Source organism: Paracoccus ferrooxidans, assembly GCF_029909815.1.
GTDB classification, from domain to species: domain Bacteria; phylum Pseudomonadota; class Alphaproteobacteria; order Rhodobacterales; family Rhodobacteraceae; genus Paracoccus; species Paracoccus versutus.
The window spans coordinates 2,297,825-2,312,125 of sequence record NZ_CP038198.1 but is presented as its reverse complement, the minus strand read 5'-3'; the positions used below and the strand labels follow the sequence as shown (position 1 = coordinate 2,312,125).

At 68.5% G+C, this 14,301-nt stretch carries 14 protein-coding genes and 1 tRNA gene; 5 read left to right on the top strand and 10 right to left on the bottom strand.

Features of this window, described 5'->3' with window-relative positions; translation table 11 throughout:
• Positions 1 to 293: 293 nt before the first annotated feature.
• Together ptsP and E3U26_RS11600 are read right to left on the bottom strand one after the other, a co-directional pair.
• Positions 294 to 2,537 (bottom strand): phosphoenolpyruvate--protein phosphotransferase, encoded by a 2,244-nt coding sequence (gene ptsP / locus E3U26_RS11605; protein ID WP_036751788.1) that lies wholly within the window; start codon positions 2,535 to 2,537, stop codon positions 294 to 296.
• Between the two features lie 31 nt (positions 2,538 to 2,568).
• Entirely contained in the window at positions 2,569 to 3,825 is a 1,257-nt protein-coding gene (locus E3U26_RS11600) for an aspartate kinase (protein WP_036751790.1), read from the bottom strand.
• 172 nt (positions 3,826 to 3,997) lie between these two features.
• Here E3U26_RS11600 and E3U26_RS11595 point away from each other — a divergent pair, with 172 nt between their 5' ends.
• Positions 3,998 to 4,195, top strand: coding sequence for a hypothetical protein (locus E3U26_RS11595; protein ID WP_036751852.1), 198 nt, complete (start codon positions 3,998 to 4,000; stop codon positions 4,193 to 4,195).
• A gap of 367 nt (positions 4,196 to 4,562) precedes the next feature.
• Here the strand turns inward: E3U26_RS11595 and E3U26_RS11590 are convergent.
• From E3U26_RS11590 to pdxH, 4 genes are all read right to left on the bottom strand, one after another.
• Positions 4,563 to 4,639 (bottom strand) — tRNA-Pro (locus E3U26_RS11590).
• Positions 4,640 to 4,707: 68 nt separating this feature from the next.
• Positions 4,708 to 5,202 (bottom strand): DUF192 domain-containing protein, encoded by a 495-nt coding sequence (locus E3U26_RS11585; RefSeq protein ID WP_036751792.1) that lies wholly within the window; start codon positions 5,200 to 5,202, stop codon positions 4,708 to 4,710.
• Positions 5,199 to 5,792, bottom strand: a complete 594-nt coding sequence (locus tag E3U26_RS11580) for a cold-shock protein (protein WP_024844983.1) — start codon at positions 5,790 to 5,792, stop codon at positions 5,199 to 5,201. Before E3U26_RS11580 ends, E3U26_RS11585 begins: the two co-directional genes overlap by 4 nt.
• A gap of 131 nt (positions 5,793 to 5,923) precedes the next feature.
• Positions 5,924 to 6,586 (bottom strand): pyridoxamine 5'-phosphate oxidase, encoded by a 663-nt coding sequence (gene pdxH, locus E3U26_RS11575; RefSeq protein WP_449044988.1) that lies wholly within the window; start codon positions 6,584 to 6,586, stop codon positions 5,924 to 5,926.
• Between the two features lie 83 nt (positions 6,587 to 6,669).
• On the opposite strand from pdxH, the gene fabI reads away from it, so the two are divergent.
• From fabI to E3U26_RS11555, 4 genes are all read left to right on the top strand, one after another.
• A complete protein-coding gene (gene fabI, locus E3U26_RS11570; RefSeq protein ID WP_036751796.1) occupies positions 6,670 to 7,497 on the top strand; it encodes an enoyl-ACP reductase FabI in 828 nt (275 codons plus the stop codon).
• Positions 7,498 to 7,506: 9 nt separating this feature from the next.
• Positions 7,507 to 8,109 (top strand): LysE family translocator, encoded by a 603-nt coding sequence (locus E3U26_RS11565; protein WP_499104902.1) that lies wholly within the window; start codon positions 7,507 to 7,509, stop codon positions 8,107 to 8,109.
• A gap of 9 nt (positions 8,110 to 8,118) precedes the next feature.
• The gene (gpt, locus tag E3U26_RS11560) at positions 8,119 to 8,616 is read left to right on the top strand and encodes a xanthine phosphoribosyltransferase (protein WP_036751800.1); all 498 of its coding nucleotides are present in this window, start codon (positions 8,119 to 8,121) and stop codon (positions 8,614 to 8,616) included.
• A gap of 112 nt (positions 8,617 to 8,728) precedes the next feature.
• Entirely contained in the window at positions 8,729 to 9,115 is a 387-nt protein-coding gene (locus E3U26_RS11555) for a hypothetical protein (RefSeq protein ID WP_499104900.1), read from the top strand.
• Between the two features lie 223 nt (positions 9,116 to 9,338).
• Here the strand turns inward: E3U26_RS11555 and trpE are convergent, their stop codons facing one another.
• From trpE to E3U26_RS11535, 4 genes are all read right to left on the bottom strand, one after another.
• Positions 9,339 to 10,841, bottom strand: coding sequence for an anthranilate synthase component I (trpE, locus tag E3U26_RS11550; protein WP_072461578.1), 1,503 nt, complete (start codon positions 10,839 to 10,841; stop codon positions 9,339 to 9,341).
• On the bottom strand, positions 10,841 to 12,793 hold the full coding sequence (locus E3U26_RS11545) for a peptidylprolyl isomerase (protein ID WP_499104899.1): 1,953 nt from the start codon (positions 12,791 to 12,793) through the stop codon (positions 10,841 to 10,843). Before E3U26_RS11545 ends, trpE begins: the two co-directional genes overlap by 1 nt.
• Before the next feature lie 123 nt (positions 12,794 to 12,916).
• A complete protein-coding gene (locus E3U26_RS11540) occupies positions 12,917 to 14,092 on the bottom strand; it encodes a pyridoxal phosphate-dependent aminotransferase (RefSeq protein WP_499104898.1) in 1,176 nt (391 codons plus the stop codon).
• Positions 14,093 to 14,103: 11 nt separating this feature from the next.
• Positions 14,104 to 14,235: a hypothetical protein gene (locus E3U26_RS11535; protein ID WP_255469688.1), complete on the bottom strand. Its 132-nt coding sequence runs from the start codon at positions 14,233 to 14,235 to the stop codon at positions 14,104 to 14,106.
• Positions 14,236 to 14,301: the final 66 nt, after the last annotated feature.

Genomic DNA, 14,301 nt, shown 5'->3' with positions numbered 1-14,301 from the left:
TCGGCCAAAGCCGGGCGCCCGGCCGGTTCGTGCTTGCGGTCGAAAGAGGGCGCGGCATGGCGCCCACCGACCGCGGCTGCCGAAAACGCTTGAAAGCGCGGACATGTCCGGCGGGCGCGCCGGTGCAGGGTCCGGGACGTCGCGATGGACCGTGGCTCCCTGTGGTGCCACGGCAAGACCATGGGCGCCGAAAACCTGGCCGGCCTTGCGGCATCGCGATTCGGCGCAGGCAGCGCCGCGGCGGTGGCCTGCGACGGCCCTCCGACCGCGATACGGCGCAGCCGGCGGGCCGGCTACTGCCGCGCCAGCCAGTCGGTGATGCAGCGGCGCAGGTTCGTCTCGCCCAGGGTGCGGGCGTCGTCGATCAGCCGCTTCAGTTCGCCCAGGTCCACGCGCCGGATCAGGTGCTTGACCGGCCCGATCGAGGCCGGGCGCATCGACAGCCGCCGGAAACCCAGCGCCGCCAGCGTCACCGCCTCGATCGGGCGGCCGGCATCCTCGCCGCAGAACGACACCGGCACCCGCGCCTCGTCGCAGCGCCTCACGATCTGGTCGAGCAGCGAGATGAACGAGCTGTTCAGCGTGTCATAGCGCCGCCGCACCCGCTCGTTCTCGCGGTCGGCGGCAAAGAAGAACTGCTTGAGGTCGTTGCCGCCGACCGAGATGAAATCGCACATCTCGAAGAACTTCTTCGGCGCGAAGGCCAGCGAGGGCGTCTCGAGCATCGCGCCGACGCGGATGTCCGAGGGCATGGCATGGCCGAGCCGCTGCTCGCGCGCCAGCTGCTCCATCAACAGCTTGTGCGCCTCTTCGAACTCGCCCATCTCGGTGATGAAGGGGAACATGACGTAAAGCGGCCGCCCCACCGCGGCGCGGATCAGCGCCTGGAGCTGCATCCGCAACACGCCGCGCTTGTCGAGGCCCACGCGGATCGCCCGCCAGCCCATGGCCGGGTTCGGCTCGTCCTGCGGCTTCATGTAGGGCAGCACCTTGTCCGAACCGATGTCCAGCGTGCGGAACATCACCGGCTTGCCATGGGCATTGTCCAGCACATGCGCGTAAAGCGCCGCCAGCTCGCCCCGGCGGGGGACGCGGGTGCGGGTCAGGAACTGCAACTCGGTGCGGAACAGCCCCACCCCCTCGGCGCCCGAGCTTTCCAGGCTGGGCAGGTCGGCCATCAGCCCGGCATTCATGTAAAGCTGGATCGTCGTGCCGCATTTCGCGGTGGCGGGCAGGTCGCGCAGCCCGGCATAGCGCTTTTGCGCCTCGGCCTGCATCGCCATCTTGTCGCGGAACGCCTTGGCGACCGATTCCTCGGGGCGCAGATGCACGGTGCCCATGTCGCCGTCCACCAGGATCAGGTCGCCGTTCAGCGCCTCGGAGGTGACGCGCTCGGCATGGATCACCAGCGGGATCGCCAGCGCCCGCGCCACGATGGCGGCATGGCTGCCGACCGAGCCCTCTTCCAGCACCACGCCCCTGAGGCGCCGGCCGTAATCCAGCAACTCGGCCGGGCCGATGTTGCGGGCGACCAGGATCGGGTCGTCGGGCATCTCGGCCCCGGTGTCGCGGCCCTGCCCGGTCAGGATGCGCAAGAGCCGGTTCGACAGGTCGTCCAGATCGTGCAGCCGGTCGCGCAGATAGGGATCGGCGGCGCTTTCCAGCCGGGCACGGGCCTGGCTTTGTTCCTTTTCCACCGCCGCCTCGGCCGAAAGGCCCAGCTCGATCGCCTCTTCCATCCGCCGCAGCCAGCTGCGGGAATGGGCGAACATGCGATAGGTTTCCATGACCTCGGCCGAATCGCCCGAGCCCATGTCCGAGGCGGCCAGCATGGAATCGACCGTGGTGCGCAGCATGGCCACCGCCTCGATCAACCGGGCCTTTTCCTTCAGCGGATCGTCGGCGACCGGGTTCGTGACCACGACGCGCGGCTCGTGCAGCCAGACACGGCCCTCGGCCGCGCCCTCCTGCGCGGTCGAGCCGCGGAACATGACCGGAAAGCGGTGCTGGAGCGGCAGGCTGTCCGCCTGCGAGCCCAGGAAGGCGCCCAGCTCGGCCATCTCGGCCAGCACCATGGCGACGACCTCCAGGCCGTAGACCTCGTCCTCGTTGAACTGGCGGGCATCGCGGGACTGCACCACCAGGACGCCCAGCCGCTCGCCCACGCGCTGGATCGGCACGCCCAGGAAGCTGGAATAGACCTCTTCGCCGGTCTCGGGCATGTAGCGGAAACCGGGCTCGGCCGGGGCATTGGCGGTGTTCACGTGCCGGCCCGAGCGGGCGACGCGGCCGACGAGCCCCTCACCCAGGCGCAGCCGGGTCTTGTGGACCGATTCGGGCTTCAGACCCTCGGTGGCGCAAAGCTCCAGCGTGGCGGGGTCGCGGAAAAGATAGATCGAGCAGACCTCGGTCCCCATCGAATCGGCGATGTGATGGGTGATCTGGTCCAGACGGTCCTGGCCGCCCCCTGGGGCGGCCAAGGTTTCGCGCAGCCGCCGCAGCAGCTTGCGCGAGTCGCTGTCCTTGCGTTCGGGCATAATCCTCCCGCTTCAGCCTATCGGCCCGGATTCAGGGCTTTTCCAGTTCGAAGGCATCATGCAGCGCCTGAACCGCCAGTTCCATATACTTGCGGTCGATCAGCACCGAAATCTTGATCTCGCTGGTGGAGATCACCTTGATGTTGATGTTTTCATCGGCCAGCGCCTTGAACATGCGCGCGGCGACCCCGGCATGGCTGCGCATGCCGATGCCCACGACCGAGACCTTGGCGACCTCGGTGTCCACGACCAGGTCGTCATAGGCGATATGGCCGGCGGCCTTGGCATCCTCCATCGCCTTGCGGGCGCGGGCGACCTGGTTCACCGGGCAGGAAAAGGTCATGTCGGTCACCGAGCCGGGGTGATCCTCGTAATCCTTTTCCGAGATGTTCTGGACGATCATGTCCACGTTCACGCCGGCCTCGGCCAGGGGCGCGAAGATCGCGGCCGAGATGCCGGGGCGGTCCTCGACCGTGACCAGGGTGATCTTGGCCTCTTCGCGGGAATAGGCGACGCCGTTGACGACTTTCGATTCCATGATTTCATCCTCATCGCAGACCAGGGTGCCGCTGTTCTCGTCGGTTTCCTCGAACGAGGACAGCACCCGCAGGCGGACCTTGTAGCGCATCGCCAGCTCGACCGAGCGGGTTTGCAGAACCTTGGCCCCCAGGCTGGCCAGTTCCAGCATCTCCTCGAAAGCGATCTTCTTCAGCTTGCGCGCCTTGGAGGTGATGCGCGGATCGGTGGTATAGACCCCGTCCACGTCGGTATAGATGTCGCAGCGCTCGGCCCCGAAGGCGGCGGCGAAGGCGACGGCGGTGGTGTCCGAGCCGCCCCGGCCCAGGGTGGTGATGCGGTTGTCGGTGCCAAGCCCCTGGAAGCCCGCGACCACGGCCACGCGCATGCCCTCGGCGAATTTCTGGTCGATGTTCTGGCGCGGGATGCTGACGAAGCGCGCCGCCGAATGCTGCGAGGTGGTGTTGATCGGCACCTGCCAGCCCTGCCAGCTGCGCGCGGGCACGCCCAGCTCCTGCAGGGTCAGCGCCATCAGCCCGGCGGTGACATTCTCGCCCGAGGCGACGACGGCGTCGTATTCGCGCGCGTCGAACAGCGGCGAGGTCGCCTCGACCCAGCCGACCAGCTCGTTCGTCTTGCCCGACATGGCGCTGACGATGACGATCACGTCATAGCCACGCTCGACCTCGCGCTGAACCTTCAGCGCTGCGTTCTTGATGCGGTCCAGGTCGGCAACCGAGGTGCCGCCGAATTTCATCACCAGAAGCGGCATTCCCTTGCCCCCAGCATCACCAGTTTTCAGGGGGGCCTTCTAGGGTCGGGACGGGAAAAGAACAAGGGGCGGCAGGCGTTTCCCGAACTTTCCGGTGCATTATTTTGCCCGTCCGGCCGCCAGCGCGGCCGGGATCTTGAAGCGGCGGGCGCGGGGCCGCAAAAGGGCGGGCATGAAAGTGACGCATGACGAATCCACCTTTACGCTGACCGGCAAGATCTGGTCGGCCACCTATCCGCTGGAGGAACTGCCGAAATGGCTGGCCTTCTATCGCGGCCGCAAGGCGCGCTTTCCCAAGGCCGGCAACAGTTACGACGCCACCATCGCCGCGCTGGAGCAGCTGGAGCGGCAGCTTGCCGCCAAAAGCTAGGCACCGCGGCGGTCGCGCCAGCGGCTATGGATGGTCTCGCAATGGGCCGTTTCGGAAAAGATGCAGTCCATCAGCGCCATGAAGGCGCTGCGCCAGGGCGACGGCGGCTGACGATAGACGCGCGAGCAAAGCGGCTCTGATTGCTGTCCCCCAAGTGTCCGGTTGATGCAGACGGACGCGCTCCACCAAGCGTTCATGAGAACCTCGCATACTCATCAAAACACCTTCGATCAGACGAATGTGACGCCCTGAAAACAACGGGACGCCCATCCAGTCATGAAGCGGCGCTGATGCGGCAAAGTCACGCTGGCTTTTTCGGCAGGAATCCGCCGAGGCGGCTGCCGGACCCGTGCGGGAAAGCAGGAAGTGGTCGGGGCGAGAGGATTCGAACCTCCGGCCTACGGTACCCAAAACCGTCGCGCTACCAGGCTGCGCTACGCCCCGGACCTGCCGCGCTGTCTAGCGGCTGACCGCGCGGGGGGAAAGGGAAAACTGACGCGCCGCCCGCGCCTTCAGTCGCAGGGCGCCAGCGCATCCTGCTGCGGCAGGCGCGGATGCGACAGCACCATGCCGGGATGGATGCCCAGCCGCGCCGCGTCGCCGCCGCGCACCTCCAGCACCATCAGCCGCTCGGGCGCGGGATCGCCGGGCGCGGCGCCGGGAATCGCCGTCTCGTCCAGCGGCCGGGCCATGGGATGGACGTGGCGCACCTCGCCCCGCGCATCGATGAAGATCATGTCCAGCGCGATCTGCGTGTTGCGCATCCAGAAGCTGACCGGCTGCGGCGATTCGTAGATGAACAGCATGCCCTGCCCCGCCGGCAGGTCGCGGCGGAACATCAGGCCCCGCGCGCGTTCCTCGTCGCTGTCCGCGATCTCGACCGCGATCTCGACCGGCTTTCCCCGACCCTGGAACAGCGCCCGGTCGGGGTGGCAGGTGGCCGCAAGGGCCGGTGATTGATTTATGACAAGAAGAGCAAGAACAACCGAAACGGCCCGCAACTTCATACCGCGCCCGCGACCAGCCGCAATTTAGCGAGCGCGGCCGCTCCCCCCGGCTGTGTCTGCCGCGCCTCGATCGCGGCTTTCTCCCAGGACAGGATTTGTGCGGCCATCATCCCCCGCCGGCCATCGACCACGCGCAGCGCGATCGCCTCGCCCACGGCCAGATCGGCAAAGCCGGAATGGCGCAAGACCTCGACATGCAGGAACACATCGGCCTTTTCGGCGAAGATATTGGCAAAGCCGAAGCCCTTGGCCTTGTCGAACCATTTCACCCGCGCCGGCAGCAGCGGCAGCTGCGCGATCTCTTCCGGCGTGGCCGAACACAGATCGGCGATGGCGGGCATCGGCTCGCTGGCGGGCGGCGTGATCTCCAGCACCTCGACCGCCTGCATGCCGCGCGGCGTCTTCTGGATGATGGCAACCACATGAGAGCCCTCGGCAACCGAGCTCTGGCCGAAATTCCTCAGCACGTTGGCGTGCAGAAGAATGTCGGCGCCACCCTCGGGATCGGTCAGGAAACCGAAGCCCTTGCTGCCATCGAACCATTTCACGACGCCCGCAATCTTGCGCTGTTGCTCGTCGTCTTCTTCCATGTCGTCCTGTCACCCGTTAGAAAACCAGAAACCACCCGAAACTCCGGTCCCGCGCCCCTCGATCCCGTCTGAACGAAGGTGGAGCCGGATTGGTCAGGTTTTCCATACCATGGATAAATCGCGAACCCGCATCAAGGGCTAAGACGGCAGACTTGCCATAAACTTTGAATAATTTCTTGACTATTGTCCTCTGCCTCGCAGTTTTCGCCGGAAAAACCTCGTTTTGTCCAACGAAAACGGTCATGCAGGCGGAATGCGCCATCGGCCCAGAACTCGATCTGGACCGGGTGGATTCGATAGCCGCCCCAATGCGGCGGGCGTGGTGGATTCAATCCCAGGTTGATTCCCAGCCGCGCCACATCGCCCATCAGCGCGCCGCGGCTGGCCAGCGGCCGGCTTTGCCGCGAGGCCCAGGCGCCGATGCGCGACTGCAAGGGACGCGAGGCGTAATAGGCGTCGGCCAGGTCGGATTCGACGCGGGTGACATTGCCGCGCACGCGAATCTGCCGGCGCAGGGACTTCCAGTGCATGACGAAGGCAGCGACCCCGGTCGCCTCGATCTGGCTGCCCTTGGCGCTTTCGTGATTGGTATAGAAGACGAAGGAGCCCTCCGCTCCCGCGCCCTCGATATCCTTCAAAAGCACCATGCGCACATCGGGCATGCCCGCGGCGTCGACTGTGGCCAGCGCCATGGCGGTGGGGTCGTTCGGCTCGGTCCTTTCGGCCTCGGCCAGCCAGTTGCGGGCGATGGCAAAGGGGTCGTCGCCCGCGAAAATTCCGCTGCGGTCGCTCATGGCTGCCTGCTTGCCGACACTTGATGCCTCTATGCACTTGTCCTAATCCTGCTGAAAACCGAAGAAGCGCGAGGGGCAGCATCATGTCAAGTGACGGCGGGAATGGGCTGATGAAGGGTCGCCGCGGCCTCATCATGGGCCTGGCGAACGACAAGTCCATCGCCTGGGGCATCGCCAGGGCGCTGGCCGAACAGGGTGCCGAGCTGGCCTTTTCCTATCAGGGCGAGGCGTTGAAGCGCCGGGTCGAGCCGCTGGCCGCGCAGATCGGCTCGGACCTGCTGGCCGAATGCGACGTGGCCGACGAGGCCTCGGTCGACGGGCTGTTCGCGACCATCGCGGAGCGCTGGGACAGCCTGGACTTCATCGTCCATGCCATCGGCTTTTCCGACAAGGAGCAGTTGCGCGGCCGCTATGCCGACACCACGCGCGACAACTTCCTGATGACCATGGACATCTCGGTCTATTCCTTCACCGCCGTCGCGCGCCGCGCCGCCGCGATGATGCCGAACGGCGGCGCCATGCTGACCCTGACCTATTACGGGGCCGAGCGGGTGATGCCGCATTACAACGTCATGGGCGTCGCCAAGGCCGCGCTGGAGGCGTCGGTGCGCTACCTGGCAGAGGATTTCGGTAAGGACGGCATCCGCGTCAACGCCATCTCGGCCGGGCCGATCAAGACGCTGGCCGCCAGCGGCATCGGCGATTTCCGCTATATCCTGAAATGGAACGAGCTGAACTCGCCCCTGCGCCGCAACGTCACCATCGACGATGTCGGCAAGTCGGCGGTCTATCTTTTGTCCGACCTGGGCTCGGGCGTGACGGGCGAGACGCACCACGTCGATTCCGGCTATCACATCGTCGGCATGAAGGCCGTGGACGCCCCCGACATCGCCACCACGAAAAAGGACTGATCCCCCGCGATGAGCGCCGAACAGGTCATCGCGCTTGTCTCGGCGCTGACGCTGGCGATCCTGACGCCGGGGCCGGCGATCATCGCCACGGTGCAGACCGCCTTCCTGCATGGCCGCACCCGCGCCCTGCCCTATGCGCTGGGGCTGGCCACCGGCGCCTCGCTGTGGTGCCTTTTCGCCCTGGCCGGCCTCGCGGTGCTGTTCCGGCTGCACCCGGCGCTGTTCGTCGCGCTCAAGATCTTCGGCGGCTTCTACCTGCTCTGGTTCGCCTGGGCGCTGTGGCGCGCCTCGACCCTGCCGCTGCCGCCGGCGGCGGGCGGCGCCAGCAAGGGCTTCTGGGGCGGGATCGCGCTGAATCTTTCCAATCCCAAGCCCGCGCTGTTCTATGCCGCGCTGATCCTGTCGGTCTTTCCCGAGCCGATGGGGATCGCGCGCCAGGCGCTGATCTATGGCATCTGCCTTGCAACCGAGCTGTTCTGGTATGCGCTGGTCGCCGTTCTGATGTCGACAGCCGTCATGCGCGCGCGCTATTTTGCGGCAAAGTTCTGGATCGACCGGGCCGCCGGCATCGCCATGGCGCTGCTGGGCCTGCTTTTGATCGTCAACCACTAAGGAGCCAGCATGAACGATCGCCTGCCCCATGAACGCGGATTCCACATCAGCTGGGACCAGCTGCACCGCGACGCCCGCGCGCTGGCCTGGCGGCTCGAGGATCGCCCCTGGCGCGCGATCCTGGCCATCACCCGCGGCGGGCTGGTGCCGGCGATGATCGTCGCACGCGAACTTGACGTGCGGGTGATCGACACGATCTCGGTCAAGTCCTATCGCGGCAAGGGCGGGCAGGAACGCGGCGAGGTCACGGTGCTGAAGGCCCCCGACCCGGCGGTGATGCTGGACGGCGACGGCATCCTGGTGGTGGACGACCTGGTCGATTCGGGCCGCACGCTGGAACATGTGCGCACCATGTATCCCAAGGCGCATTTCGCCACCGTCTATGCCAAGCCCAAGGGCCGGCCCATGGTCGAGACCTATGTGACCGAGGTCAGCCAGGACACCTGGATCTTCTTTCCCTGGGACATGGCGCTGCAATACGTCCAGCCCTATCGCGGCGAGGATTGATCGCGCGTGGCATGGCGCGGGCGGGCGGTCCTTCGGGATTGCCCCGGACATGCTTGTGGCGCATCATCGGATGGCGGACCGGACACGGCCCGTCGTCCCAAGGGAAACCGTGATGCGACCGATGCTGCTTGCCGCGCTGTTGCTGCTGCCGATGCCGGCCGCCGCCTACACGGCCCGCAACGGCATGACCGTCACGCAGACCGGCCCGGCCGAGATCGCGGTCGCCTACCAGCCGCGACGCGAGGATACCGACTATTGGTGTGCCGCCGGCGATTATGCGCAGCGCGCCCTGGGCCAGCCCGGCAAGACCCGGATCTGGCGCGCCACACCCAAGCCACGCGCGGCGGGCCAGGGGATCGTCTTTACCCTCGATCCCGCGCGAAAGGCGGAAGGGGCCGGCTTGTCCGCGTTCGGTTCGGGACCGCGCGACGGCTCGCTGCCCGTGGGGATGGCGGTGGGGAACTACTGCCGCACGGACATTCCCTTTTGGCGGGACTGACCGCTCCTGCCGCATTCCGGCGCAGCGGGGCCGACCACCTGCCCGGCCGGACCACCCACCGGCCTCCGCCAGCCGCCTTGGCACACCAGGGATCGCGGGCGGAGGGTTGGAACACGCCGGCAGCAACCGTGCCCTATTCCGGCGCAGCGGCGCCGGTCCGCCAGTTGCCTTGCCAGGCCAGGCATCGCGGGCGGGATTTGAGCCCGCCGGCGGCAGCCGCGCCCTATCCGTTCCCGCGCACGAAACGCGCCGCTTCCTCGGCCGCGCGGCGCAGGGCGCGGCTCTTGTTCACCGTTTCCATGAACTCGGCCTCGGGGTCGCTGTCATAGACCACGCCGCCGCCGGCCTGGATGTAAAGCTGCCCGTCCTTGATCACACCAGTGCGCAGGGCGATGCACATGTCCATCTCGCCATTGGCGGCGAAATAACCCACGCCGCCGGCATAGACGCCGCGCTTCTCCGGCTCCAGCTCGTCGATGATCTCCATCGCCCGGACCTTGGGCGCGCCCGAGACCGTGCCCGCCGGCATCCCCGCCAGCAGCGCCGACAGCGCATCCTCGCCCTCGTTGAGTTCGCCCACCACGTTCGAGACGATATGCATCACATGGCTGTAGCGCTCGATGGTGAACTGCTCGGTCGGGTGGACCGTGCCGATGCGCGCCACCCGGCCCACGTCGTTGCGGCCCAGGTCCAGCAGCATCAGATGCTCGGCCAGTTCCTTCTGGTCGGCCAGCAGGTCGGCCTCCAGCGCGCGGTCCTCGTCGGGCGTGGCGCCGCGCGGGCGGGTGCCGGCGATGGGGCGGATCGTCACCTCGCCCTCGCGCAGCCGCACCAGGATCTCGGGCGAGGCGCCGACGATCTGGAAGCCGCCGAAGTTCAGGAAGAACATGAAGGGCGAGGGGTTGGTGCGCCGCAGCGCGCGGTAAAGCGCAAAGGGCGGCAGCGGGAAATCCATCGCCCAGCGTTGCGAGGGCACCACCTGGAAGATGTCGCCGGCGCGGATGTATTCCTTGGCCTTCTCGACCGCCGCCAGATAGGCGGGCTTGCTGAAGTTGCTGCGCAGTTCGCCGATCTTCAGGTCGTGGCCCAGGGCGCGCGGCTCGCTGGGCTGACGGTCCAGCGCGCGCAGCGCCTCCATCACCCGCTCGGCGGCCTGGGCATAGGCGGCGCGGGCGGGCGTGTCCGCGTCATGCCAGGCGGGGGCGCAAAGCAACACCTCGCCCTTGACCCCGTCCAGAACCGCAACGACCGAGGGGCGCATCATCATCGCATCGGGCAGGCCCAGGGGATCGGGGTTCACGTCGGGCAGCCGCTCGACCAGGCGGATCATGTCATAGCCGAGATAGCCGAAAAGCCCCGCCGCCCCCGCCGGGACGCCGTCCGGCATGTCGATGCGGCTTTCCGCGATCAGGGCGCGCAGGCTGTCCAGCGCCGGGCGGTCGTCGCCCGCGAACTCGTCGGAATAGCGCGCATTGCGGTTGATGCGGGCTTGGCCGTCGCGGCATTCCCAGATCAGGTCGGGCTTCATGCCGATGAAGGAATAGCGGCCGCGAACCTCGCCGCCGGTGACGCTTTCCAGCATGAAGGAATTGGGCGCGGCCTCGGCCAGCTTCAGCATCAGGCTGACCGGCGTGTCCAGGTCGGCCGCCAGCCGGATGGTCAGAAGCTGGTTGCGCCCCTCGGCCCAGCCGCGTTCGAATCCGGCGAAATCGGGGGTGATCTCCATCACTGAACCTGCGCGTTCACCGCATCCACCGCGGTCTGGTTCAGCGTCACGCCGGCCTGCGTCTGAAGCGCGCGGGTGAAATAGTCGAAGACGTCCTGGCGCAGCGAATCCGCCAGCCGGGCCGAGATGCCCTCGCGGATCTGCGCGGCCTCGTCGCCCTCGGTCTCGGCCGGGTGGATCCGGTCCAGCGTGACCAGGAAGACCCGGTTCTCGGCATCGACCACCTCGGTCGCGCCTTCCTCGGCGATCTCGAAGGCCTGGGCCACCACGTCCTGCGGCACGCCGTTGATGAAACCGCCGCGGGCAAGGTTGGTCGCGGGCGTGCCGGGATCGGGGGCGGGCTTCTCGGCCGCCGGAGCGGGGCTATCGGTCCCGGTCCCGGTCGCGGCGGCGCCGAGGGCCTGGGCGACCGGCGCGGTCGCCGCCGTTGGGGCCGGCTCGATGCCGGTCTCGGCGGCCGCCTCGGCCTCGACGCGGCGCTCCTCGGCCAGGGCAAGCAGCAGGCGATGGGTCTCGTTGCGCGCCCAGTCCTCGGCCACGCGCTCGCGCACCTCCTCGAAGGGGATCAGCGCCGGCGGCTCGATCTCGTCGAGCCGCATGGCGAAGACGCCGCCGTCGCCGGTCTCAAACAGTTCGGGAAAGTCCTTCTCGGTCAGCTGCGCCGCGCGCTGGCGGAATTCGGGATAGGCGTCGATGCCGTTCGGATCGGCCTCGGCGCCCTGGCTCCAGTCGATGCGGCCCAGCTGCATCGGCGTGTCCTGCACCATGTCCTCCAGCGCGGCGCCGCCGGCCAGCAGGTCGGCGAACTCGCCCGAGCGTTCCTCGATCTGGCGGCGGGCGCGGTCCACCGCGGCCTCGAGCCGCAGGTCGTCGCGCGCCTCCTCGAAGGGAATGTCCAGCGGCTCCAGAATCGCGTTCATCGAGAACAGCGCCGGCCCCAGGTCGGAACCGGCCGGGCCGGCGACGCCGGGCTCTTCCAGCGCAAAGACCGCCTCGCCCGCGGCGCCCAGCTCGGCCTGGCTCACCTCGCCCAGGTCGATGTCGGCCAGCGTCAGCCCGCGCTCGGCAGCCAGCTGCTCGAAGGTGATCTCGCCGCGGTCGATGCGCGCCCTGGCTTCCTCGGCCGCGGCCATGGTCGGAAACACCAGCCGCTCGACCATGCGGCGCTCGGGCTGCTGGAACTCCTCGATCCGGTCCTGGTAAAGCTCGCGCAGCGCCGCCTCGTCGACCTCGACCTCGCCCTCCAGCATCTCGGGGGTCAGCCAGACATAGGTGATCCTGCGGATCTCGGGCGCGGTGAAGCGGTCGGCATTGGCCTTGTGCCAGGCTTGCAGCGTGGGCTCGTCCGGGGTGGCGACCGGCGCGGGCAGATCCTCGGCCGTCAGTTCGCGCCAATGGATGTCGCGCGTCTCCAGCAGCCAGCCCTGGGTCTGCGCCACCACCGGCTCGGGCGCGCTGACCCCAGCCAGCGCCGCGTCCTGCAGGATCAGCCGCGCCATGTCCATGCGCAGGTCATGTTCGAACTCGGCCTCGCGTATCCCCTCGCGGCGCAGCGCATCGGCATAGATGGCGCGGTCGAACTGGCCGTTCAGCCCGCGGAAGGCGGCGATGCCGGTGATCTGCTCGGCCACCGCCTGGTCGCCGACCGAGACGCCCAGCCGGTTCGCCTCGGCCTCGAGCGCCGCGGCGGTGTAAAGCCGCGCCAGCGCCGCCTGGTCCACGCCGATGGCCTTGGCCTCGGCGGCGCTGATCTGCCGGCCGGTGCGGGCGGAAAAATCCTGCATCTCGGCGCGCAGGGTGCGGGCATAGTCCTGGGCCGAGATCTCGACATCGCCCACGGCGCCGATGTCGGCCGAGCCGCCCGAGAAATTGGTGACGCCGAAGCCGCCCAGCCCCAGGACCAGCATGCCCATCAGCAACCAGACGATGGTCGATTTGCCCTTGCCTCGCATCTTGTCGCCGTGCCCCGCCATTGTTCTTGTCAGTCAGCGCAAGTCTTTAGGGTGCCGAGGCCCCGGCGGCAAGGGCCGCGACGCCGCGCCGCCTTTCCCGCAGATCACAATCCGGTCGGCCGGTCAGGGCCGGAACGCCTCCAGCCGGCGCATCAGCGCGGCGATGCCGTCCCGGTCGGCGTTGGCGAAGGCGATGCGGACATGGCGCGCGCCCTGCGCATCGCCCTCGGGCATGAACATGGTGCCGGGCAGCAGCAGCACCCCCGCCTGATGCAGCAGGCGCTGCGCCAGCTCGGGCGAGGGCATGTCGAACGGATGCTCGGCCCAGGCGAAATAGGCGCCGCAGCCCTTGACGCGCCAGCCGGGAAGCCGCGCCATGCCCTCGGCCATGGCGGCGCGGCGGGCAAGGATCTCGGCCCGCTCGCCCGCCAGCCAGGTGCGCAGGTTCGCCATGCCCCAGGCCGCGCCGATCTGGCCGATCTGGCCGGCGCAGATGGCGACGGTGTCGAGGAACTTCTCGATCTCGGCCAGGCGCGCCGGGCTGGCGATCAGCGCGCCGACGCGATGCCCGGTCAGGCGATAGGCTTTCGAGAAGCTGTAGAGATGGACCAGCACCTCGCCCCAGTCGGGATCGGCGAACAGGTCGTGCGGCGCGCCCTCGCGCGCATCGAAGTCGCGATAGGTCTCGTCCAGCACCAGCGCCAGCCCGCGCGACCGCGCCAGCTCGGCAAAGGCGCGCAGGGTCTCGGCCGGGTATTCCGCCCCCGAGGGGTTGTTGGGGCTGACCAGCACGATGGCGCGGCTGCGGTCCGTGACCAGCCTGGCCGCCTCGGCCGCGTCCGGCACCATGTCCGCGCCGCAGCGCAGGGGAACGGTGCGGATGCCCTGCATGTCAAGCCACATCTTGTGGTTGAAATACCAGGGCATCGGCAGGATTACCTCGTCCCCCGGCCCGGCCAGGCTCTGGATTGCGGCGCAGAAGGCCTGGTTGCAGCCCTGGGTGATCGCCACCTCTTCGGGCCGGATGGTGCCGGCATAGGCGGCCGACCATTCGCGGGCCACCGCTTCGCGCAGTTCGGGGCGGCCCAGCACCGGGCCATAGAGATGCGCGTCGGGCCGCTCCAGCGCCGCCTGGGCCATGGCGCGGCGCAAGGGCTCGGGCGGCGGCTCGACCGGCGCGGCCTGGCTGAGGTTGATCAGCGGCCGCTCGGGCGGAAAGGTCAGTCCGGCAAGCCAGCGCCGCGCCTCCATGACGGGCGGGCGAAAGGTCGCGGCAAGGGCGGGGTTCAGCGGCAGCATGGCGACGGGCCTCAGTCGGTCAGGCGCAGCGCGCCGAAATCGGGCGGCGTGGACAGGTCGAGGCCCGCACCGGCTGCGGGCCGGACAGGCTCGCCGCCCTGCCCGCGCGCGGTGTCTTGCGGCGCGGCGGAAGGCTCTGCCATGCCGGGCGCCCCCTCGGGCACTGGGGCGGCAGGCGGCGAAGGGCGCGCGTTCCCGGCCGGCTGCGT